Annotated in this window: 19 protein-coding genes; 9 read left to right on the top strand and 10 right to left on the bottom strand. The window is 55.6% G+C overall.

Annotation, left to right across the window (positions count from 1 at the left end; all coding sequences use genetic code 11):
• Nucleotides 1-64 precede the first annotated feature (64 nt).
• Nucleotides 65-2,050, top strand: a complete 1,986-nt coding sequence (locus tag JY391_RS08095; protein WP_042284512.1) for a ligand-gated channel protein — start codon at nt 65-67, stop codon at nt 2,048-2,050.
• 97 nt (nt 2,051-2,147) lie between these two features.
• On the opposite strand, the gene lysP is transcribed toward JY391_RS08095, so the two are convergent.
• Together lysP and yieE are read right to left on the bottom strand one after the other, a co-directional pair.
• The gene (gene lysP / locus JY391_RS08090) at nt 2,148-3,623 is read right to left on the bottom strand and encodes a lysine-specific permease (RefSeq protein WP_042284515.1); all 1,476 of its coding nucleotides are present in this window, start codon (nt 3,621-3,623) and stop codon (nt 2,148-2,150) included.
• A gap of 219 nt (nt 3,624-3,842) precedes the next feature.
• On the bottom strand, nt 3,843-4,706 hold the full coding sequence (gene yieE / locus JY391_RS08085) for a DNA-binding transcriptional regulator YeiE (RefSeq protein ID WP_042284517.1): 864 nt from the start codon (nt 4,704-4,706) through the stop codon (nt 3,843-3,845).
• A 98-nt stretch (nt 4,707-4,804) separates the two neighbouring features.
• Between yieE and JY391_RS08080 the strand changes: the two genes are divergently transcribed.
• The 3 genes from JY391_RS08080 to JY391_RS08070 all read left to right on the top strand — a co-directional run bounded on the left by JY391_RS08080 (nt 4,805) and on the right by JY391_RS08070 (nt 7,919).
• Nucleotides 4,805-5,854 carry a YeiH family protein gene (locus JY391_RS08080; protein WP_042284519.1) on the top strand — a complete coding sequence of 350 codons (1,050 nt, stop codon included), beginning with the start codon at nt 4,805-4,807 and terminating at the stop codon, nt 5,852-5,854.
• A gap of 113 nt (nt 5,855-5,967) precedes the next feature.
• Nucleotides 5,968-6,831, top strand: a complete 864-nt coding sequence (gene nfo, locus JY391_RS08075) for a deoxyribonuclease IV (RefSeq protein WP_211935530.1) — start codon at nt 5,968-5,970, stop codon at nt 6,829-6,831.
• Nucleotides 6,828-7,919, top strand: a complete 1,092-nt coding sequence (locus JY391_RS08070; RefSeq protein WP_060569320.1) for a sugar kinase — start codon at nt 6,828-6,830, stop codon at nt 7,917-7,919. Before nfo ends, JY391_RS08070 begins: the two co-directional genes overlap by 4 nt.
• 60 nt (nt 7,920-7,979) lie before the next feature.
• Here the strand turns inward: JY391_RS08070 and JY391_RS08065 are convergent, their stop codons facing one another.
• The 6 genes from JY391_RS08065 to fruB all read right to left on the bottom strand — a co-directional run bounded on the left by JY391_RS08065 (nt 7,980) and on the right by fruB (nt 15,236).
• Complete coding sequence (locus tag JY391_RS08065; protein WP_060569321.1) at nt 7,980-9,230, bottom strand: NupC/NupG family nucleoside CNT transporter; 1,251 nt, start codon at nt 9,228-9,230, stop codon at nt 7,980-7,982.
• Nucleotides 9,231-9,312: 82 nt separating this feature from the next.
• Nucleotides 9,313-10,248: a pseudouridine-5'-phosphate glycosidase gene (locus JY391_RS08060; RefSeq protein WP_042284527.1), complete on the bottom strand. Its 936-nt coding sequence runs from the start codon at nt 10,246-10,248 to the stop codon at nt 9,313-9,315.
• Nucleotides 10,236-11,177, bottom strand: coding sequence for a pseudouridine kinase (locus JY391_RS08055; RefSeq protein WP_060569323.1), 942 nt, complete (start codon nt 11,175-11,177; stop codon nt 10,236-10,238). The genes JY391_RS08060 and JY391_RS08055 overlap by 13 nt, the downstream gene beginning before the upstream one ends.
• A 282-nt stretch (nt 11,178-11,459) precedes the next feature.
• Nucleotides 11,460-13,151, bottom strand: a complete 1,692-nt coding sequence (gene fruA, locus JY391_RS08050; protein WP_211935529.1) for a PTS fructose transporter subunit IIBC — start codon at nt 13,149-13,151, stop codon at nt 11,460-11,462.
• Nucleotides 13,152-13,167: 16 nt separating this feature from the next.
• Nucleotides 13,168-14,106: a 1-phosphofructokinase gene (gene fruK / locus JY391_RS08045; RefSeq protein WP_042284532.1), complete on the bottom strand. Its 939-nt coding sequence runs from the start codon at nt 14,104-14,106 to the stop codon at nt 13,168-13,170.
• Nucleotides 14,106-15,236 carry a fused PTS fructose transporter subunit IIA/HPr protein gene (fruB, locus tag JY391_RS08040; protein WP_211935528.1) on the bottom strand — a complete coding sequence of 377 codons (1,131 nt, stop codon included), beginning with the start codon at nt 15,234-15,236 and terminating at the stop codon, nt 14,106-14,108. The genes fruK and fruB overlap by 1 nt, the downstream gene beginning before the upstream one ends.
• A gap of 367 nt (nt 15,237-15,603) precedes the next feature.
• On the opposite strand from fruB, the gene setB reads away from it, so the two are divergent.
• The gene (gene setB, locus JY391_RS08035; protein WP_042284537.1) at nt 15,604-16,785 is read left to right on the top strand and encodes a sugar efflux transporter SetB; all 1,182 of its coding nucleotides are present in this window, start codon (nt 15,604-15,606) and stop codon (nt 16,783-16,785) included.
• Here setB and JY391_RS08030 read toward each other — a convergent pair.
• Nucleotides 16,782-17,036 carry a YkgJ family cysteine cluster protein gene (locus JY391_RS08030; RefSeq protein ID WP_042284539.1) on the bottom strand — a complete coding sequence of 85 codons (255 nt, stop codon included), beginning with the start codon at nt 17,034-17,036 and terminating at the stop codon, nt 16,782-16,784. The genes setB and JY391_RS08030 overlap by 4 nt on opposite strands.
• A 139-nt stretch (nt 17,037-17,175) precedes the next feature.
• Here JY391_RS08030 and yeiP point away from each other — a divergent pair, with 139 nt between their 5' ends.
• The gene (yeiP, locus tag JY391_RS08025; protein WP_042284542.1) at nt 17,176-17,748 is read left to right on the top strand and encodes an elongation factor P-like protein YeiP; all 573 of its coding nucleotides are present in this window, start codon (nt 17,176-17,178) and stop codon (nt 17,746-17,748) included.
• 111 nt (nt 17,749-17,859) lie between these two features.
• On the opposite strand, the gene uxuA is transcribed toward yeiP, so the two are convergent.
• Nucleotides 17,860-19,050: a mannonate dehydratase gene (gene uxuA / locus JY391_RS08020; protein WP_042284545.1), complete on the bottom strand. Its 1,191-nt coding sequence runs from the start codon at nt 19,048-19,050 to the stop codon at nt 17,860-17,862.
• A gap of 203 nt (nt 19,051-19,253) precedes the next feature.
• Here uxuA and JY391_RS08015 point away from each other — a divergent pair, with 203 nt between their 5' ends.
• The 3 genes from JY391_RS08015 (at nt 19,254) to JY391_RS08005 (ending at nt 22,575) form a co-directional block, all read left to right on the top strand.
• Nucleotides 19,254-20,720 carry a mannitol dehydrogenase family protein gene (locus JY391_RS08015; protein WP_042284548.1) on the top strand — a complete coding sequence of 489 codons (1,467 nt, stop codon included), beginning with the start codon at nt 19,254-19,256 and terminating at the stop codon, nt 20,718-20,720.
• Between the two features lie 116 nt (nt 20,721-20,836).
• On the top strand, nt 20,837-21,823 hold the full coding sequence (locus JY391_RS08010) for a CobW family GTP-binding protein (RefSeq protein WP_211935527.1): 987 nt from the start codon (nt 20,837-20,839) through the stop codon (nt 21,821-21,823).
• A 38-nt stretch (nt 21,824-21,861) separates the two neighbouring features.
• Nucleotides 21,862-22,575 (top strand): phosphatase PAP2 family protein, encoded by a 714-nt coding sequence (locus JY391_RS08005; protein ID WP_211935526.1) that lies wholly within the window; start codon nt 21,862-21,864, stop codon nt 22,573-22,575.
• Nucleotides 22,576-22,891 lie beyond the last annotated feature (316 nt).

The following is a 22,891-nucleotide window of genomic DNA, read 5'->3' as shown; positions in this document are numbered from 1 at the left end:
TACATACAGTTGTCATGGCCTTTTACATGACAAGCGGATTTTACTCGTTTAATGGAATGACAAAATGACCATACCTCACGTTAAGGCTCTCGCTGTCGCCGTCGGCGCGGCATGCCTCCCATCGCTCGTTCAGGCTGCCGATCAGGATACCGTTGTGGTGACAGCAACCGGATTTGAGCAGAAAATTCAGAACGCGCCTGCGTCGATTTCGGTTATCACCAAACAGCAACTTGAAGATAAAGCGTATCGCGACGTGACCGACGCGCTGAAAGACGTCCCCGGTGTCGTGGTCACCGGCGGCGGAAGCAGCAGCGACATCAGCATCCGCGGGATGGCGTCGCAGTACACGCTGTTCCTCGTCAACGGCAAACGCATTAGCACCCGCGGAACCCGCCCGAACAGCGACAATTCCGGTATCGAACAAGGCTGGCTGCCGCCGCTGGAGTCTATCGAACGTATCGAAGTGATTCGCGGCCCGATGTCCTCGCTGTACGGTTCCGATGCCATGGGCGGCGTGATTAACGTGATCACCAAAAAAGTCTCCAACACTAAAGGCTGGAGCGGCTCGCTGCATGGCGACGCCACCTTCCAGGAAGACAGTGATTCCGGCGATCTGTTCCAGACCAACGCCTATGCCTCCGGTCCGCTGATCGACGGCCTGCTGGGGGCGAAAGTGACCGGCCTGCTCTCTCGCCGCGCGGAAGACCAGATCGTCAACGGCTATAATGAACAGCGCCTGCGCAACGGCGGCCTGACTCTGAACTTCACGCCAGACGATAAAAACGATTTCGATTTTGATATTGCCCGCGAGCTTCAGGATCGCAACAGTACGCCGGGTAAATCCATGGCGGCGGAAACCTGCCGCAATGGCACCTGCAAGCCGAACAGCAAAAGCGAAAACCGCTATGAGCATACGACATATTCACTGACTCACAGCGGCTACTATGAAGACGTTAACAGCACCAGCTACATCCAGCAGGAAGAAACCAACAATCCTGGCCGTGAGATGAAGTCCTATAACACTATCTTCAATAACCAGAACCAGATTTTCCTCGGGGCGCATACGCTGACGCTGGGCGGTCAGTATCGCTATGAAAAACTGACGGACAACGGCAACCAACTGGAAGCGGCAGACGGTCTGAACAAACTCACCCGCTGGAGCTGGGCGCTGTTTGCGGAAGACGAATGGGCGATGACCGACAGCTTCACGCTGACCGGCGGCATTCGGATGGATAAAGACGAAAACTACGGCGATAACTGGACACCGCGCGGTTACGGCGTCTGGCATCTGAACGATCAATGGACGTTGAAAGGCGGTGTATCTGCGGGCTATCGCGCGCCGGATCTGCGTCAGTCCTCTGCAAGCTGGGGGCAAGTCACCGGCGGGGGCCGTCTGAACGGAATCATCGTAGGCAACCCGGACCTGAAACCGGAAAAAAGCCTGAGCGAAGAGCTGGCGTTGCTGTGGGATAACGGTGAAAACCTTAACGCAGGCGTCACCCTGTTCAATACCGATTTCAAAGATAAAATCACCGAAGTGCGCCGCTGTAACAGCAGCGCCGACCCGGCCTGCACCATCGGCAGCACCCAGTATGATTTTGTCAGCGATCGCGTCAACGTTGATGAAGCCACTATGCGCGGCGTGGAATCCACCTTCGGCTGGAAAATCACCCCCGATATCAACTGGACGGCGAACTATACCTATACCGAATCAGAACAAAAGAGCGGACAGTTTTCTGGCAAACCGTTAAACAAAATGCCTAAGCATATGTTCAACACTACGCTGGACTGGCAGGCCACACAGGACGTGGGTTTCTGGAGCCGGGTGAACTTCCGCGGTAAAACCTCTGAATACCTGAGCCGAACCTCGATGTCGCAGGGCACGCCGTCGTATACCCAGGTGGATGTTGGCCTGCGCTATAACGCGAATAAAAACCTGCTGGTGACCGCCGGGGTGTATAACGTTCTGGATAAACAGATCGATTACGACACGTATGACACGGTACTGGATGGCCGTCGCTATACGGTGGGGCTGACGTATAACTTCTGAGGCTGAGAGCATAAAAAAACCCCGGCATGATAAATGTCGGGGTTTTTTGTTTGCCGGAAGGCGATGCAATAGTCTTTTCCGGCCTACAGGTAAGCGCTTAGCGCGGTTTCTTCAGGCGTTCGGGGAACTGCATTTCGCTGTAGCGAACAAAACGAGAGCCTTTTACCAGCTTGTAGCCAAACCAGATAATCAGGAACAGCGGGATACCAATGTAGGTTGCCGCGACGCCGCCCCAGTCAATGGTGTCTTTCAGGAATGCTTCGTAGTTCTGGCCGAGCGTAATGATCAGGCACAGCACAAAAGCGAAGATGGGTCCCAGCGGGAAGAAGCCTGAACGATACGGCAGGTCGTTAATATCGTTGCCCTGCATAACATAGCCGCGACGGAAGCGATAATGGCTGATCGCAATCCCCAGCCAGGCGATAAAACCGGTCATCCCCGAGGTGTTGAGCAACCACAAATAGACCGTCTGGTTTCCGAACATGGAGGTCAGGAAGCACAGACCGGCAATCACGGTGGTGGCATACAGCGCGTTACGCGGTACCCCGCCGCGGGACAGCTTCGCGAAAATACGCGGCGCTTTACCGTCGCAGGCCAGCGTGTAAAGCATACGGGTTGACGCATACATCCCGGAGTTACCCGCCGACAGTACCGCCGTCAGGATCACCGCATTCATTACCGCCGCCGCCGAAAGCAGACCCGCATGCTGGAACACCAGCGTGAACGGACTGACGCTGATGTCTTTCACATCGTTACGCAGCAGGCTCGGATCGGTATACGGAATGATCAGGCTGATAATCAGGATCGCGAAGACGTAGAACAACAGGATTCGCCAGAACACCTGACGTACCGCGCGCGGAATGTTTTTTTCCGGATCTTCAGACTCACCGGCGGCGATACCGATAAGCTCAGTCCCCTGGAAGGAGAAGCCGACAATCATCGCCACGCCGATCATCGCCGCAAAGCCGCCCGCAAACGGCGCATCGCCGGTTGTCCAGTTGCTCCAGCCCACCGGCTGCGTGCCTTTGAAAATACCGACAATCATCATGATGCCCACGATGATAAAGATGATTACCGTCGCCACTTTGATCAGCGAGAACCAGTATTCCGCTTCACCAAACCCGCGTACCGAGATGTAGTTCAACAGGAAAATCACCCCAAGGAACAGCGCGCTCCAGATCCAGCCGGGCGTGTCCGGGAACCACCAGCTCATCACCAGTTGCGCGGCGACCAGGTCAACAGCGATCGTTACCGCCCAGTTGTACCAGTAGTTCCAGCCCAGCGCAAAGCCAAAGCCTTCTTCAACATAGTTCTGGCCATAGGTGGCAAACGAACCTGAAACCGGCATATACGCCGCCAGTTCGCCAAGACTGGTCATCAGGAAGTAGACCATCAGGCCAATCAGGATATAGGAAAACAGCGCGCCGCCTGGACCCGCTGCTGAAATGGTTGCGCCAGATGCAACGAAAAGCCCCGTACCGATAGAGCCGCCGATGGCGATCATCGTCAGGTGGCGCGCCTTCAGTTCGCGACGTAGCGCGGGCGCTTCTGTGGTTTTAGTTTTGGAAACCATGTGAAAATGCTGTCCATCCAAAAAATGAGGCGCGATTGTAGCAGACGAAACGCTATCCTTCCGGCACAAATGCGCAGTTATAAGAGACCTTCATGACTGGCCGCGGATTATAAGTAAAGCACTAAAGTGTAGGCCGGACAGGACGATTTCGCGTCCTGGTTCGTTAAGGACGCGAAGAGGATGCCGGATAGAGGAGAGACCGCCTCCCGCTTGCGGAAGTTATTCGCAGTAGCGTAAAAAGCGCAGCAGCGCGTTTGACAGGTGTTTCTGGCGATGGTGAATGCGCCACAGGGTACGCACCAGCCGCGGCAGCGGTACCGCTACTTCGCTCAGCGTGCCAGCGTGCAACTGTTCTTCAATCACCCGCCGCGACAGGCAACTGATGCCCAGTCCGTGGCGTACGGCGTGCTTAATGGCTTCCGAATTTCCCAGCTCCATCGCCATTTCAAATTTGGGTAAATGTGACAACAGCAGGTAGTCCACGATTTCCCGCGTGCCGGAACCCCGTTCGCGCAAGATCCAGGGGGCGGCGGCAAGCTGCTCCAGCGTCACCGGTTTTTGCGCCAGCGGTGAAGAGGGCGCGGCAAACACCACCAGCTCATCCTCAAGCCACGGCTCCGAAATGATTTCCGTACTGTGACATGGCCCTTCGATCAGGCCGATATCGACGCGAAAATCGAGCACCGCGGTGATCACATCCTGACTGTTACCCACGCTCAGCTCCAACGGTAAATCCGGGAAGTCATGACGATAACGGGCAATGACCGCAGGAAGAATATAGTTACCAATGGTGCTGCTCGCATAGACCCGAAGAGCGCCGTTATCTTCGCGAAACAGTTGTTCAATTTCCGAGGCCTGCTCCAGCAGCGCCAGCGCCCGTGGGTACAACAATCGCCCGTGTTCGTTCACCACCAGCCGCTTTCCCACCCGGTCAAATAGCTGAACGCCAAGCTGTCCTTCCAGGTCGGTGAGCGCCGCGCTGACCGCCGATTGCGACAGCGCCAGCATCACCGATGCCTGGGTTGTCGAGCCGCTTTTCAAAACTTCGGTGAATACTTCCAGTTGTCGCAGGGTGATGTGCATGGCCGCTTACCACTTATAAAGATTAATTATAAATATATAATCAATTTTATTTTTAAACCAGATCGCCGTAATCTTTTGCCCAGATAAAGGAGAAGGTTATGACAGAACTCACCTTAACGAATCATCGTCGTACTGTGTGGCATTTTATTCCGGGGCTCGCCCTGAGTGCAGTGATTACCGGGGTGGCCCTGTGGGGTGGTTCCATTCCCGCCGTAGCGGGGGCCGGGTTCAGCGCCCTCACCTTAGCTATTCTGTTGGGCATGGTGATAGGTAACACCGTATACCCGCACATCTGGAAAAGTTGTGACGGCGGCGTGCTGTTTGCCAAGCAGCATCTGTTACGTCTGGGGATCATTCTTTACGGCTTTCGCCTGACCTTCGCGCAAATTGCCGACGTCGGGGTAAGTGGGATCCTGATCGATATTCTGACCCTTTCCAGCACCTTTATGCTGGCCTGCTTCCTCGGGCAGAAGGTCTTTGGTCTGGACCGTCATACCAGTTGGTTGATTGGCGCGGGCAGCAGTATCTGCGGCGCGGCGGCCGTACTGGCGACCGAACCTGTCGTCAAGGCAGAAGCGAGCAAAGTGACGGTTGCGGTGGCGACGGTGGTGATCTTCGGTACGCTGGCGATCTTCCTCTACCCGGCGATGTATCCGCTGCTGGCGCACTGGTTCAGCCCGGAAACCTACGGCATTTACATAGGGTCAACCATGCATGAAGTGGCGCAGGTGGTTGCCGCCGGACATGCAATTAATCCGGATGCGGAAAACGCGGCGGTGATTGCTAAAATGCTGCGCGTGATGATGCTGGCGCCGTTCCTGATTTTCCTGGCGGCGCGGGTAAAACAGCTTTCCCCGGCGAGCGGTGCGGAAAAAAGCAAAATTACCATTCCATGGTTTGCGATTCTGTTCATCGTGGTGGCGATTTTCAACTCGTTCCACCTGTTACCGAAGGCGGTGGTCGATATGTTGATCACGCTGGACACGGTACTGCTGGCGATGGCGATGGCGGCGCTGGGGCTTACCACCCACGTGAGCGCGCTGAAAAAAGCGGGAGCGAAGCCGCTGCTGATGGCGCTGGTGCTGTTTGCCTGGCTGATTGTAGGCGGCGGCGTGATTAACATCCTGGTTCATCACGTTATTGCATAAACTGCTACATTCCCCCCCTGTTAACCCGTTATGATTGGAGATTGTCTTTATCAGATACGCAACGTCCTTCACGTTTTATCATGGTTGCGTAGGCGGGTTAACAGGAGTCCCTTATGAAATACATCGGAGCGCACGTCAGCGCGGCTGGCGGCCTGGCAAACGCCGTGATTCGCGCCGCAGAAATCGACGCGACGGCCTTTGCTTTATTTACCAAGAATCAGCGCCAGTGGCGCGCCGCCCCGCTTACCGCGCAAATCATTGATGACTTCAAAGCCGCCTGCGAGAAGTACCACTACACCTCCGCGCAAATTCTGCCGCACGACAGCTATCTGATTAATCTCGGTCACCCGGTCAGCGACGCGCTGGAAAAATCCCGCGACGCGTTTCTCGATGAAATGCAGCGCTGCGAGCAGTTGGGGTTGTCGCTACTGAACTTCCACCCGGGCAGCCATCTCCAGCAGATTGCGGAAGAGGCGTGTCTGGCAAAGATTGCCGAGTCAATCAACATCGCCCTCTCGCGTACCGATGGCGTGACCGCGGTCATTGAAAATACCGCCGGTCAGGGCAGCAACCTCGGGTTTAAATTTGAACACCTCGCGGCGATTATTGATGGCGTGGAAGACAAGTCACGCGTCGGGGTATGCATCGACACCTGTCACGCTTTCGCGGCAGGCTACGATTTACGTTCCGCAGACGCGTGCGAGAAAACCTTCGCCGAATTTGAGCGAATCGTCGGCTTTCGCTATTTGCGCGGCATGCACCTTAACGATGCTAAAAGCGCCTTCGGCAGCCGCGTTGACCGCCATCATAGCTTAGGGGAAGGCAACATTGGCCACGATGCGTTCCGCTGGATCATGCAGGATCCGCGCTTTGACGGCATTCCGCTGATCCTTGAAACCATCAACCCGGATATCTGGGCCGAGGAGATCGCCTGGCTAAAGGCGCAGCAAACTGAACAGGCGGAAGCGTTGTCATGAACGACAGGGAAAAACAGATCCTTAAAATCCTGCGCCGCAATCCTCTGATTCAGCAAAATGAAATCGCGGATATCCTGCAGATCAGCCGCTCCCGCGTTGCCGCGCATATCATGGATTTGATGCGAAAAGGGGTGATTAAAGGCAAAGGGTATATCCTCACCGAGCAGGCGTACTGTGTGGTGGTCGGGGCGATCAACATGGATATTCGCGGCGTGGCGGATATCCATTATCCCCAGGCGGCGTCGAATCCCGGCAGCATCCAGTGCTCCGCGGGCGGCGTGGGGCGCAATATCGCCCATAACCTCGCGCTGTTAGGGCGCGATGTGCATCTGATTTCCGCCGTCGGCAGTGATTTTTACGGTGAAACGTTGCTGGAGCAAACGCGCCAGGCTGGGGTAAATATTTCCAGCTGTATCCGATTGCACGGGCATAACACCTCCACCTATCTCTCCATCGCCAACCAGCAGGAAGAGACGGTGCTGGCGATTAACGATACCCATATCCTGCAACAGCTGACGCCGCAGTTACTGAACAGTTCCCGCGACTTAATCCGCCATTCCGGCGTGGTGCTTGCCGATTGCAACCTGACCCCGGAAGCCATTGAGTGGGTCTTTACGGTGGCCGACGATATTCCGGTGTTTATCGATACGGTGTCAGAGTTTAAGGCCACAAAAGTGAAAACCTGGTTCACGCGCATTCATACGCTGAAACCCACGCAAAAAGAGCTGGAAATATTGTGGGGCCACCCTGTTCACAACGAAGCGGATCGGATTGCCGCCGTTAATGCGCTGCATCAACAGGGCGTTCAGCAGATTTTCGTCTGTCTGGAAGATGAGTCGGTATTTTGCAGCCAGAAAGACGGCGAGCAGTTCCTGCTCACACCGCCTGCGCACACGGTCGTCGACAGCTTCGGCGCTGACGACGGTTTTATGGCCGGGCTGATTTACAGCTTCCTGGAAGGCAACGATTTCCGCGAAAGCGCGCAGTTTGCTATGGCCTGTGCGGCGCTTTCGCGCGCCAGCGTCAGCATCAACAATCCTACCCTGTCTGCCGATAACGCCGCGTATTTGTTAGAGCACAGCGCCTGATGGCGCGTTGCTTCTTTCTGGCCGGACAGGACGCGAAGCGTTGCTGTCCGGCTCTGTTCGCTACGCCAGCCCGATAAAGAACCCGGCGATTGTCGCGCTCATCAGGTTAGAGAGTGTGGCCGCCGCCAGCGCCCGCATACCTAACTGCGCAATCTCCGGCGCGCGCTGGGGAGAAATGGCCGAAAACGCCCCGACAACCACGCCAATCGAGCCAAAGTTAGCAAACCCGCAGAGCGCGAAAGAGATAATGGCGATGGTTTTCACATCCAGCGTGCTCCCGGCCTGCAAATATGGCGAGAAGTTCAGATACGCGACAAACTCATTGATCGCCAGCTTCTGCCCGATCAGGCTACCGGCCAGCGTCGCATCGCTCCAGTCAACGCCCATAATCCACGCCAGCGGTGCAAGAATGTAGCCGAAAATGCCCTCCAGCGTTGCCGGACCAAAACCCGCCCAGCCGCTGATGCCGCCGATAATGCCGTTAATCAGCGCGATTATCGCCACAAACGCCATCACGACCGTCGCCACCCCGGCGGCAATTTTCAGTCCGGTCATTGCGCCGCTGGCGGCGGCCTCAATAATACTTTTGGGCGGCGTCTCGGTGAATGAAAGATTCTCAAAGCTAACCCGGGATTCTTCCGTTGCCGGACTGAGAATACGGGCGAACAGGATCCCACCGGGGATCGCCATTAACGATGCCGCCAACAGATAATCAATCGGTACGCCCATTCCGGCGTATCCAATCATCATCGAACCGGCAATGGAGGCCATCCCGCTACAGATTGCGGTGAACAGTTCGTTGCGGTTAAGGCGATCGATAAACGGCTTTACAATCGCCGGGATCTCATTTTGCCCGAGGAAAATGGTGGTAACCGCCACAAACGACTCAATCTTGCTGATATTCAGCGCTTTCTGGAAAATACCGCCCAGAATACGGATCAGCAGGCCCATGACGCCGATGTAGTACAGCAGACTGATCAGCGCGGTGACAAAGATAATGGCGGGCAGCACGCGGAAGGCGAAAATAAACCCTGCGCCGTCAAACAGCACATCCATTTTTGGCCCAACCAGAGAGCCAAAGATAAATGCGCTGCCCGCGTCGCTGTAAGACATGACCTTGTGCACACCCAGCGCGGCCTGCTCCACCAGCCATTTCCCGGGGGGAAAATAGAGCATGATACCGCCAATGGCGATTTGCAAAACCAGCGCTGCGCCCACGGTGCGTAAACTGATGCGTTTTTTATTCACTGACAGTAAGTATGCGATCGCCAGCAGTACCGCCATACCCACGAGACTTCTCATGACGTCCATAATGATTTCCCTTCATGCCAGGAAACCCGGCGCGAAGCCAGGTTTTGGTTATTTCGGGCGACCGCATCCTGCCCGTGTGTGATCAGGCGAGACGCTGATACTCTTTAGCAATCTCACAGGCCAGAACGGCGTTATTGAACACCAGCTGAATATTCGACTTCAGGCTGTCGCCTCCGGTCAGCTCCGCCACGCGCGCCAGCAGGAACGGCGTGCTTTCTTTGCCCACTACGCCCTGCTCTTCGGCTTCCCGGACCGCCTGGTCAATGGCGGCATTGATTTTTTCTTCCGCCATCGCATACGCGTGCGGAATCGGGTTAGCGACCACCAGACCGCCGTTCAGACCGGCTTGCCACTTCACCGCCATCGCGCGGGCTATCTCTTTCGCGCTGTCGAGGCGAATGCTGACCTCAAACGGACTGGTGCGGCAGAAAAACGCCGGTAGCGCGGTAGTCTGATAACCAATTAACGGTACACCGAAGGTTTCTAAATATTCAGTGGTCAAGCCGAGGTCGAGAATAGATTTTGCGCCCGCGCACACGACTGTCACATTGGTATGCGCCAGTTCCTGCAAATCGGCGGAAATATCAAACGTATGCTCAGCTCCGCGATGAACGCCGCCAATTCCACCAGTGGCAAAAACATGAATACCGGCCAGTGCGGCAATAATCATGGTAGAGGCGACGGTCGTTGCGCCATGTTTTCCGGCGGCGACCACAAAAGGTAAATCGCGACGGCTGACTTTTGTGACGTTATGTCCTTCGCGACCTAATAATTCGATTTCGTCTTTGCTCAGTCCTACTTTCATTACGCCGCCAATAATGGCGATCGTTGCCGGCACGGCGCCGTGTTTACGAATCGTTTCTTCAACCTCAATTGCGGTTTGCGCATTTTGTGGAAAAGGCATACCGTGAGAAATAATTGTCGACTCCAGTGCAACAACAGGTTTTTTGTTATTTAAGGCTTCCTGTACTTCTGGTGAAATTTGTAATAATTCAGAGGAAATCGTTAATTCAGACATTCGGTGTTCTCCACAAGAGTTCTGACGTTCGCAACGGATAATTCAGGGTTATTGGTATATTCACTGGCCAGCGCCATAGCGGAACAACCCTGGGCAAATCGAATGGAATCCATTAATGGCATGTCTTCCATCCAGCAGGCGGCAAGTCCGGCCATCATGGCGTCACCCGCCCCGGTGACGTTGATCACCTGCGTTTTAATCGGTGGCGACCAACCGCTGTCGCCCTGTTTTTCGCTGTAATACACCCCGTCGCCACCCATGCTCAGCACCAGACGATGTAGCCCACGCGCGTGGAACCAGGCGGCCACGTTTTCCACATCATCACGTCCGGCAAGCGCAATACCGCTCAGGGTTTCGGCTTCCAGACGATTGGGTTTAAGGGTATGAATACGGGACAGGCGGTCGCGAATTTTGACGCATTTCCACGCCGAGACCGGGTCGACAAACACCGGCACCCCACCGGCGTTATCCAACAGCCACGCCAGCGCGTCTTCACTGATATTGCAGTCGGCGACAATCACCTTCGCTCCGTGGATAAAATCACGATGCTGTGCAAGAAACGCTGCGGAAATATGGTCGGTAATACTCATGTCATTTATCGCCACCAGCATTTCACCGGTATTATCAAGCAGCGATAAATAACTCGACGTATTTTCGCCGGGAACGATCAAACATTTGTCAACATGCACACCCGACTGGTTTGTTTGCGCCAGAAGCGAGCGACCGTAAAAATCTTCGCCAACCGCGGTCATTAGCCAGGAGTGCTTACCCAATAAAGCAAGGTTATGCGCGATATTGCGCCCTACGCCGCCGGGCGTGAATTTTATTTTCCCTGGATTCGAATCCGCATAATTTAATGACGCATGCGAATATCCGGCGACATCCATATTGGCGGAACCAATGGTGATTATGTATTCCTTTTCGCGCATAGCACGCCCTCTGGTAAGAAAATACCATTACGATAGCGAGAGTAAGGCCTGACTTCGCCTTAGTAAAAACTATTTGAGCACATGTTCATATTCAAACATGTGTTTATGGTAAACCTCTTTTGTCGAAAGTAAACGGGCTGACAAGTGCAAAAAGTGACAGATATGAACAGAATCACAATTTTTTATCGTGACAGTTTATTAGGGAGGAAAAACTTGAGAGGAAGAACACAAAACAGAGATAAAAAAAGGGCAGAGGTCTCTCTGCCCTTGAGGAAATTCGGTTTATACCGCTTTCGCGGCGATCTCGGCTTCCGGACGTTTCAGGAACGCATAGGCCAGCCCCGCCACCAGCGTACCGGCGACAATCGCCAGCAGGTATCCCAACACCGGACTAATAGCGCCTGGGATCAGCAGCACAAACAGGCCGCCGTGCGGCGCCATCAGCTTCGCGCCGACGGCCATGGAGATCGCGCCGGTAAGCGCACCGCCAACGATACAGCACGGCAGAACGCGCATGGGATCACGCGCGGCGAACGGAATCGCCCCTTCGGTGATAAAGCACAGGCCGAGCACCAGCGCCGCTTTGCCGCCTTCCTGCTGCGCTTTATCAAACTTACGACGCGCAACCAGCGTAGCCAGCCCCAGCGCCAGCGGTGGCACCATGCCTGCCGCCATTATCGCTGCCATTGGCGCGTAGGTTTGCGTACTGAGCAGACCCACGCCGAACGCGTATGCCGCTTTGTTGACCGGCCCCCCCATATCGGTACACATCATCCCGCCTAGGATCGCGCCCAACAGTACTGCGTTTGCGGTGCCCATGGTTTGCAGCCAGTGGGTCAGACCTTCCAGTATACCGGCTACGGGTTTGCCGATGAGGTAAATCATCGCCAGGCCCACCACCAGGCTGGAGATCAACGGAATAATCAGGATCGGCTTCAGCGCTTCCATACTCTGCGGCAGTTTCAGCCGGGTGCTGATCCCCTTCGCCACATACCCGGCAAGGAAACCGGCGATAATCCCGCCGATAAAGCCAGAACCGGTGCTGACAGCCAGCATACCGCCGATAAGGCCCGGCGTCAGACCCGGACGGTCAGCAATCGAGAAGGCAATATAGCCCGCCAGAACCGGCACCATCAGCGCGAACGCCGAGCCGCCGCCAATCTGCATCAGCGCCGCCGCCAGCGTGCCTTCTACTTTGAACGCTTCTATACCAAAGGCAAAGGAGAGCGCGATACACAGCCCGCCAGCCACCACCATCGGCAACATATAGGAAACGCCCGTCAGCAGATGACGGTAAGCGCCAGCACTCTCTTTCTTCCCTTCCGCCGCCGCAGTCTGCGTTTTGGCCGTTGGTTGATACAGCGTCGCTTCCGCTACCGCTTTGTCCAGTTCCTGCGCCGTTTTCTTCAGGGCCAGCCCGGTAGAAGTACGGTACATCGGCTTACCGGCAAACTTCGCCAGATCCACTTCGATATCTGCCGCAACAATCACCAGATCCGCTTCAGCCACTTCTTCCGGCGTGATGGCATTGCCTGCGCCTACGGAACCACGGGTTTCAACCTTCACCCACCAGCCGCGTTTTTTCGCTTCGGTTTCAATCGCTTCTGCCGCCATAAAAGTATGGGCGACGCCCGTCGGACAGGCGGTGACCGCCACCACGCGCTTCGGCCCGCTGGTTGCAGGCGCCACCGTCGTTGCGGTTGGCGCGCTATAGGGTTTTGCGTGACCTTTCGCTTCGCTCAGGAACAGTTCAGGATGCGCCACCGCCCGGGCAATGTCGCCCAGCCAGACTTTTTTGCCGTTCAGCGCGCTGTCTTCCGGGATACGGTCGCCCAGGACGATAGCCAGCTCAGCATCGTTCGGGTTATCGATAATCTCCAGATGTGCTTTTTGTGCCGCCGCGCCAAGCAAGGTTTTCGCCATATACGCGCGAGCCTGCCCGAGGTTAGCGTCAATAATCAGCAGCGTTTTCATTATGCCTCTCCTGCTGTCAGTTAAACGGTTGTAAGTCGACGCGCGCCATCATTGCGGCCAACTGAGGACGATCGGTAATGCCGACATTGCTTTGGCTAACCGCCAGCGCGGCGACAGCGGTCGCCAGGCGCAGCGTATGCTCGCTGGATTCGCGCATCAGCAGGCCATAAATCAGGCCACCAACCATCGAATCGCCTGCGCCCACGGTGCTCACAACGTCCACCGAAGGCGGTCTGGCGATCCATTCGCCCGACGCGTTCACCCACAGGGCGCCTTCTTCCCCGAGGGAGATCACCACGTGTGCGATGCCCTGCTCACGCAGGGCGTGGGCGGCTTCGATCACATCTTTCATCTCTGGCAGCTTGCGACCTGCCCAGATCTCCAGTTCGCGACGGTTCGGTTTAACCAGCCACGGCGCCGCTTTCAGGCCCGCGACCAGCGCTTCACGACTACTATCAAAGATAATGCACGGACACTGGCTGCGCAGACGGGTCATCCAGTCGGTAAAGGCTTCCGGGCTAACGCCGGCCGGCAGGCTTCCGCTGACGCAAACCATATCGAACTGACCGAGCCAGCTCAGGGAATCGTTAACAAAACGCTCCCAGTCGGCAGGGGTCACGTCGAAACCAGAGAAGTTAAAGTCGGTGACTTCGCCATCTTTTTCCGTCAGCTTGACGTTGATACGGGTACGCCCCTGCACCACCTGAAAACGGTTAGCAATGCCCAGTTCGCTGAACAACTGCTGAAAACCGTCCTGGTTGTCTTTGCCGAGGAAACCGCCTACGGTGACGTCAATGCCCAGGTCTTTCAGCACCTTGGCGACGTTGATGCCCTTGCCCGCCGCGTGCAGGCCGGTCGTTTTCACCAGATTGACTTCGCCGCGCTCAATTTCAGGGCAGAAGCCCACCAGATCATAAGCCGGGTTAAGAGTGATTGTGGCAACGCGTCTGCTCATTACGCGCCCTCCCCAAGACCGGCAGCGATAGCATCGCCTATCGCCTTCAGCGCCTGTTCAGCATCTGCCCCCTGCGCGGTAAAGCGCAGACGGTGTCCTTTTTTCACGCCCAGCGCTACCACTTTCATTAAACTGCGTCCATTAGCCGGTTTGCCGGTTCCATCAAGATTTGCCACGGTAATTTCACTGCTAAATTGTTTAATCGTATTGACCAGCATGGTTCCCGGACGGGCATGCAGCCCGTGTTCGTTGCGCACGACAAACTCTGCGCTCAGCAGATCCTCAGTCAATGCCTCATCGCTGGTCAGCAAGGCCAGCACTGTCGCCACATCCGCGTTCAGCAGTCGGTCAGCTTTATTGTCGAGCAGCAGATCGCCCAGACGCTTCAGCACGGACACCGGCTGATCGTCAGCCATCGCAACGGTGACCAGCAGCGACGCTTTTTCGCCGCCAACGTCGAAGGCCTTCGCCGCACGGCTGACAGCAACGGCGCTACGCAGGTTGCCTTCCGCGCTGTCGCTCAGCCAGACGCCTTGTCCCAGGTTCATCGGCAGTTCGTTGATGGTTTTGGCGACAAACGCCGCGTCCACGGCGCCCGCTTCTTTCAGCCGCGCTGCGTTCAGCGCCTGGAGCGTAACCAGAGATTGGGCCGCCACATCGAGCGACAGCGTGTCGTTGTCCAGCTTCAGTTGCTCGCTCTGTTTTTCCCCCATCAGCAGCGCGCGCAGTTCCTCTGCGGTGGCGGCGGATTTCAGCTGTTCAGCAACGGAATCATCACTAAGGACATGCGTCAACTGACGCAGCAGTCCGAGGTGTTCGTCGGAGCTGGCGGCGATACCGATTGCCACATAGGCAACCTGACCTTCCCCCCAGGTGACGCCCTGCGGAAACTGAAAAACCTGTACGCCGGTTTTCAGCACCTGGTCACGCGTGTCGGTCGTGCCATGAGGAATAGCGATCCCGTTGCCGAGAAAGGTAGACGTCTGTTGCTCGCGCGCGAGCATGCCGTCAACATAGCCTTCCGCCACGTTGCCCGCCTGTACTAACGCGGCGGCAACCTGGCGGATGGCCTCTTGTTTATCTCCGGCCTGTTCGCCCGGATGAATGTCCTGAACGGATAACTGGAACATGGTTCTCCTCTCCTGCTGAATTGAAACGATTCAGCTTACATGAGAAAAAAGGCGCTAACGGGCTTCGTTGAGTGAAACACGACAGCGCTGAAACGTTTCAAGAAGTCTTGCGCTTTCTGCTTCAGCACGCAAGAAAAGTTGTATTTTTGATCGCAAAATTTAGATGTAATGCACATTTTTCCGCCATCGCTTTTGCCTTGCTGAAGCAAATCGGGTCGCGTTTCGTTTAAGGTTCAGCAGCGTCAGCACCCGCTTTGCATAATGAAATGCCATTTTGATTTTTCGTGTCGAATTTGATTCAGGCACCTGTTTATTTTCTGACAAGCGGCGTAAACTCCGCGTCTCGTCACATCACTGATACTGAAACATGCATAACAGTCCCGCTGCCGCCGCGCCAAAAACGTTTGACCTGACGTCTACGGCCTTCCTTATTGTCGCCTTTCTTACCGGCATTGCCGGCGCGCTTCAGACCCCGACGCTGAGCCTTTTTCTCACCGATGAAGTGCATGCGCGACCGGGTATGGTCGGCTTCTTTTTTACCGGCAGCGCCGTGATCGGCATACTGGTAAGCCAGTTTCTGGCGGGACGTTCAGATAAAAAGGGCGATCGTAAAACGCTGATTGTTTTTTGCTGCGCGCTGGGGATGCTGGCCTGCGTGTTATTCGCCTGGAACCGCAACTACTTTGTTCTGCTGTTTATCGGAGTGTTCCTGAGCAGCTTTGGCTCGACAGCCAACCCGCAGATGTTTGCGCTGGCCCGCGAGCACGCCGACCGTACCGGGCGGGAAGCCGTAATGTTCAGCTCGATCCTACGCGCCCAGGTATCGCTGGCCTGGGTGATTGGTCCGCCGCTGGCCTATGCGCTGGCGATGGGCTTCAGCTTTACGGTAATGTACCTGAGCGCCGCAGTGGCGTTTGTGGTCTGCGGCGCGATGGTGTGGTTCTTTTTGCCTTCTATGCGTAAAGAGACCACGCTGGCGACCGGCGCGCTGGAAGCGCCGCGCCGCAACCGTCGCGATACCCTGCTGCTTTTCGCGATCTGTACGTTGATGTGGGGAACTAACAGCCTGTATATCATTAATATGCCGCTGTTTATTATCAACGAGTTACATCTTCCGGAGAAGCTGGCTGGCGTGATGATGGGAACCGCTGCCGGGCTGGAAATCCCAACGATGCTGATTGCGGGCTACTTCGCGAAACGTCTGGGTAAACGGTTGCTGATGTGCATCGCCGTCGCGGCGGGCCTCTGCTTTTATGCGGGAATGTTGGTCGCCCACTCCCCGGCGGTGTTGTTGGGTCTGCAATTGCTGAACGCTATCTATATCGGCATTCTTGGCGGTATCGGCATGCTCTATTTTCAGGATCTGATGCCGGGCCAGGCGGGTTCCGCCACCACCTTATATACCAACACCATTCGCGTGGGCTGGATCATCGCCGGTTCTCTGGCGGGCATTGCCGCGGAGATCTGGAATTACCACGCGGTGTTCTGGTTTGCGCTGGTGATGATTATCGCCACCATGGCCTGTCTGGCACGAATCAAAGACGTTTAAGGCGCGGTCATCGCTTCCAGTTCGATGAGGTACGTCATCGCCTGTTCGCGGCTGCGTCCGCACATTTCGGCGTCCGGTTGCAGTCCGGCACAAACTTTAGGACGCTGCGGCGAACCAAAAATTTTGCAGCGCAGGCGCGCGTCCAACTGGACGCACGGCGTATTGGCGGGCTTGCCGTTGGGCATGCCGGGGATGGGGCTGGAAATCGAGGGGGCGGTGCAACACGCCCCGCAATCCGGACGGCATTCCATAACGGGCTCTCTTTTTTTGACGTCCGGACAGTACCACCTTTTGTACACCAGTAAAAGTGCGAATTCCGCTTGCCTGAAAGCCCCGGCGCGAGTAGTTTGACGCGATAATTTAGCTAATCTCCACAACAGGATCTTTTCGATGCCAAGAGCGAACGAAATCAAAAAAGGTATGGTACTGAACTACAACGGCAAGTTGCTGATTGTGAAAGATATCGATATTCAGTCTCCTACCGCCCGCGGCGCGGCGACGCTGTATAAAATGCGTTTCTCCGACGTCCGTACCGGTCTGAAAGTTGAAGAGCGCTTTAAGGGCGATGATATCGTTGATACCGTGACCCTGAACCGCCGTGGCGTCGATTTCTCTTATATCGACGGCAATGAATATGTCTTCATGGATAAAGAAGACTATACGCCTTATACCTTTACCCAGGATCAAATCGAAGAGGAATTGCAGTTTATTCCTGAAGGCGGCATGCCGGACATGCAGGTACTGCTCTGGGACGGACAACTGTTGGCGCTTGAATTGCCGCAGACCGTGGATCTGGAGATCGTGGAAACCGCGCCAGGAATTAAAGGCGCCTCTGCCAGCGCACGTAACAAACCTGCGACCCTGAGTACCGGTCTGGTGATTCTGGTACCGGAATACCTGAGCGCCGGAGAGAAAATCCGCATTCATATCGAAGAACGTCGCTATATGGGACGCGCGGATTAACAGAAGAGGTAGCCGGATGGCGGTGTAAACCCTTTATCCGGCCAGGGCTCTCTTCGCTGTAGGCCTGATGAGCACAGCGCCATCAGGCCTCTTTACGTCAATAACGCGTCATTACAGCAGATCGCGGAACTGAGTCTGTTTCAACGCCAGTTCAACGCCGCGCACTTCCGCCAGCCCTTTCAGACGGCCAATCGCCGAGTACCCTGGATTGGTTTTCTTATGCAGATCGTCCAGCATCTGATGCCCGTGATCGGGACGCATTGGAATGGGGCGGAGATCTCCCGCCTGTTTACGACGCTGCTCTTCACGCAAAATAGCCGTCACCACGGCAACCATGTCGACATCGCCCTGCAGGTGCGCGCCTTCGTGGAAGGTTTTCGGATTGTCTTCACGGCAGGTGGAGCGCAGATGCGTAAAGTGAATACGATCGCCAAAGGTTTCGATCATTTTCACCAGGTCGTTGTCCGCGCGCACGCCGTAAGATCCTGTACACATGGTGAAGCCGTTGTGAATGCTGTCCACCGTCTCCTTCAGCCATTGCATGTCCTCAATGGTCGAGACGATGCGCGGCAAACCGAGGATCGGGCGCGGCGGATCGTCCGGATGAACGGCAAGACGGACGCCCACTTCTTCAGCCACCGGCACAATCGCGCGCAGAAATACGGCCATATTCTCACGCAAATCGTCTTTGCTGATGCCGTCATACTCCGCCAGGCGCGCGCGGAACTGATCGAGAGTATAACCCTCCTCCGCGCCCGGCAGGCCGGCGATAATATTACGGGTCAGCTTTTCGATATCCGCCGCGCTCATGGCGTTGAAATACGCCTGCGCCTGACGCTGTTCTTCATCGGTATAATCCGCTTCAGCACCTGCACGCTTCAGAATGTGCAGCTCAAAAGCGGCAAAGGCGATCTGATCAAAACGCAGCGCTTTTGAACCGTCCGGCAGCGTGTATTCCAGATCGGTACGCGTCCAGTCGAGGATCGGCATAAAGTTGTAGCAGACGGTATCGATACCGCAGGTAGCCAGATTGCGGATGCTCTGCTGGTAGTTAGCAATCCAGGTCTGATACTGACCGGAACGGGTTTTGATATCTTCATGCACCGGAATGCTTTCGACCACGGACCAGGTAAGCCCTTTCTCCGCCAGAACCGCCTGACGCTTTTTGATCTCTTCGACCGGCCACACTTCACCGTTTGGAATGTGGTGCAATGCCGTCACAACGCCCGTTGCGCCCGCCTGACGCACATCATCAAGCGATACCGGATCGTTTGGTCCGTACCAACGCCAGGTTTGTTCCATTGTTCACCTCACAAGTTGTTATACCAAAATAGGGTCATTGAATGACGACTACCATACAGGCTTCTCATCTCCGATCAATCAGGGCCGCATCATTGATTGATCCAGCTCACATTCCCTGGAATAATTCGGCTTACCAATTCAATTTGTTGTCATATAACTTTACACTGAGCCTGTTAATTTATCGTTAATCAGGTGTATAAAAAATGACTACTATTGCCTCAGCCATCCTGCCCGATAGCGTCCGGACGCCGCAGTATGACCGCAGCCGACTCGCCTCGCGTATCGTCCATTTCGGTTTCGGCGCGTTTCATCGCGCCCATCAGGCGCTACTTACCGACCGGGTACTGAATGCGCAAGGCGGCGACTGGGGCATTTGTGAGATCAGCTTGTTCAGCGGCGACAGGCTGATGAGTCAGCTCCGCGCTCAGGATCATTTATATACCGTGCTGGAGAAAGGCGCGAACGGCAACCAGGCGATCGTTATCGGCGCTGTCCATGAATGTCTGAACGCAAAGCTCGACTCGCTGACCGCGATTATTGAAAAATTTTGCGAGCCGCAGGTGGCGATTGTCTCGCTGACTATCACTGAGAAAGGCTACTGCATTGACCCCGCTACCGGCACGCTCGATCTGACCCATCCCCGTATCCGGCACGACATTGACTCACCGGGTGAGCCGCATTCCGCGCCGGGCATTCTGGTCGAAGCGTTGTCCCGCCGTCGTGAGCGGGGGCTACTCCCTTTTACCGTACTGTCCTGCGATAACATTCCTGACAACGGTCATGTGGTAAAAAACGCGGTGCTGGGAATGGCCGAAAAGCGCGATCCGGCGCTGGCAATGTGGATCCGCGAGCATGTCAGCTTTCCCGGGACGATGGTTGACCGGATTGTCCCCGCCGCCACAGACGAAACGCTGGATGAAATCTCCCGGGCGCTGGGCGTTGCCGACCCGTGCGGCATCAGCTGCGAGCCGTTTATCCAGTGGGTCATTGAAGATCGCTTCGTCGCCGGGCGCCCGGCATGGGAAACCGCGGGCGTTCAGTTGGTCACCGATGTCCGGCCCTGGGAAGAGATGAAGCTGCGAATGCTGAACGGCAGCCACTCATTCCTCGCGTATCTGGGTTACCTGTCCGGATTTCAGCATATCAGCGAATGTATGCAGGACGAGGCCTTCCGTGAAGCCGCGTATCAACTGATGATGCGCGAACAGGCACCCACGCTGAGCATTACCGATGTCGATCTGCAGCGCTATGCCGGAAGCCTGATCGCCCGTTTCGCCAATCCGGCGCTGAAGCACAAAACCTGGCAAATCGCGATGGACGGCAGTCAAAAACTGCCGCAACGCATGCTGGCGGGGGTTCGAATTCACCTTGAACGCGGCAGCGCATGGCCACTGCTGGCGCTGGGCATCGCGGGTTGGATGCGCTATGTGTGCGGCGTTGACGACGCGGGCGCGCCAATTGACGTTCGCGATCCGCTGAGCGACAAAATTCGTCTGCTCGTCGCCAACGTGGGTGAAAACGAGAAGGTGGCAAACCTGCTCACTTTACAGGAAGTTTTTGGTAGCGACCTGCCGAAAAACCCTGTTTTTGTGCAGGCTATTGAAACAGCCTGGCAGCATCTTGCCCGGCACGGCGCGCATCAGGCGGTCATCAGTACGTTAAAAATTTAACAATTTCTGCCATTAAGGCGAACGAATGCCGCGTTCGTTCGCCCCGCCCTTCTCTTTTCCGCTTTTTTTCGCCAGGATTAATGCAAATCGTTACGGCATATCGTTCTGGAGCAGGCGTGACCAAAACTAACCTCATCACTGGTTTTCTGGGAAGCGGAAAAACCACCTCCATCCTTCATCTGTTAGCGCACAAAGATCCCGCAGAAAAATGGGCGGTGCTGGTTAATGAGTTCGGCGAGGTCGGTATCGACGGCGCGCTACTCGCGGACAGCGGCGCATTGCTGAAAGAAATTCCCGGCGGCTGCATGTGTTGCGTTAACGGCTTACCGATGCAGGTTGGCCTGAATACCCTGCTGCGTCAGGGAAAGCCGGATCGGCTGCTGATTGAACCAACGGGGCTGGGTCATCCAAAACAGATCCTCGACCTGCTTACCGCGCCGGTATACGAGCCGTGGATCGACTTACGCGCCACCTTATGTCTTCTCGACCCACGCCTGCTACTGGATGAAAAAACCGTTGCCAATGAGAATTTCCGCGACCAGTTGGCCGCAGCGGATATCGTGGTGGCGAATAAAAGCGATCGAGCAAGCGCAGAGAGCACGCGAGCGCTGGACGCCTGGTGGCGGCAAAATGGCGACAATCGCCAGCTCGTTCACGCCGATCACGGACAAATTGACGCTCAGTTGCTGGATTTACCCCGCCTTAACCTGAAAGCGCTCCCCGCCAGCGAAGCGCACTCGCACAGCCATCCGGAAAAACGAGGACTCGCGGCGCTGAGTCTGCCCGCCCAGCAGCGGTGGCGACGCAGCCTCAACAGTGGACAGGGGCACCAGGCCTGCGGCTGGATTTTCGATGCCGATACCGTTTTCGACACCATTGGCCTGCTGGAATGGGCGCGGCTGGCGCCGGTTGGACGGGTGAAAGGGGTGATGCGCATCCCGGAAGGGCTGGTGCGTATTAATCGCCAGGGTGACGATCTGCATATTGAAACGCAAAACGTTGCCCCGCCGGATAGCCGCATTGAGCTGATTTCCAGTCGTGATGCCGACTGGAATGCGCTGCAGTCCGCATTGTTGAAGCTTCGTTTAGCTGACCACGCGTAAGGTTGTCTGCCGCCAATAAACAGCGAAAAGATGTCACTATGAAAACCCGGTTGTCCCTGATACTTCTGCTGAACGCGGCAGGCCTGGCCTTATTCATGAGCTGGTATCTTCCTGCTCAGCACGGAATCTGGTCCACCGCCGATTCCAGCATTTTCCACTTCTTTAATCAAAAGCTGGTAGAAAGCCGCGCATTTCTGTGGCTGGTCGCGCTCACCAATAACCGCGCGTTTGACGGCTGTTCGCTGCTGGCGATGGGCTGTCTGATGCTCAGTTTTTGGCTGAAAGAGACCCCTGCGGGTCGCCGTCGCATCGTCATGACAGGTCTGGTGATGCTGCTTACCGCCGTGATTCTCAATCAATTGGGCCAGGCGCTGCTGCCCGTCAAACGCGCCAGCCCAACGCTCAGCTTTGAACACATTTATCGCGTCAGCGAGCTGCTGCATATTCCGACGAAAGATGCATCGCGCGACAGTTTTCCTGGCGATCACGGCATGATGCTGCTTATTTTCGCCGCCTTTATGCTGCGCTATTTCGGCAAAACCGCTGGCGCGATCGGCCTGCTTATTGCGCTGGTTTTTGCTTTTCCGCGCGTGATGATTGGCGCCCACTGGCTGACCGATATCGTCGTTGGATCATTGACCGTGGTGTTGATTGGGCTGCCCTGGTGCCTGATGACACCATTAAGCGATCGGCTGATTGGACTGTTCGACCATTATCTTCCCGGTCAAAACAAACAAGTTTTAAACAAATAAATTAAAGTGATTAACATCATCAGGGGGTTTGCTTATCCCTCTGCTGATGTGCAAGGTAAATTTATCTTTATTATTGTCATTTTCCTGTCACATTATTCCTGTTATGAATGAGTAAGTTGCGTATATTGCCCTCTTTTTGTACTTAATTTAACCAATCCCGTTTATTCACTTTCCCTATCACAATTTCTTATAAAAATTCAGATAAAATCGCTCGCAAAGCCTGTTGCATTACGGTAACCTCGGACTCGTTTTGCCTCGCCAGGGAATTATTCTTGCCGCGAATAAATTTGTGCGTTCTGCCACACTTTTGTGCTTA

The organism is Citrobacter sedlakii (genome assembly GCF_018128425.1).
Classification (GTDB): Bacteria; Pseudomonadota; Gammaproteobacteria; order Enterobacterales; family Enterobacteriaceae; genus Citrobacter_A; species Citrobacter_A sedlakii.
This window is presented reverse-complemented; position numbering and strand designations above follow the sequence as displayed.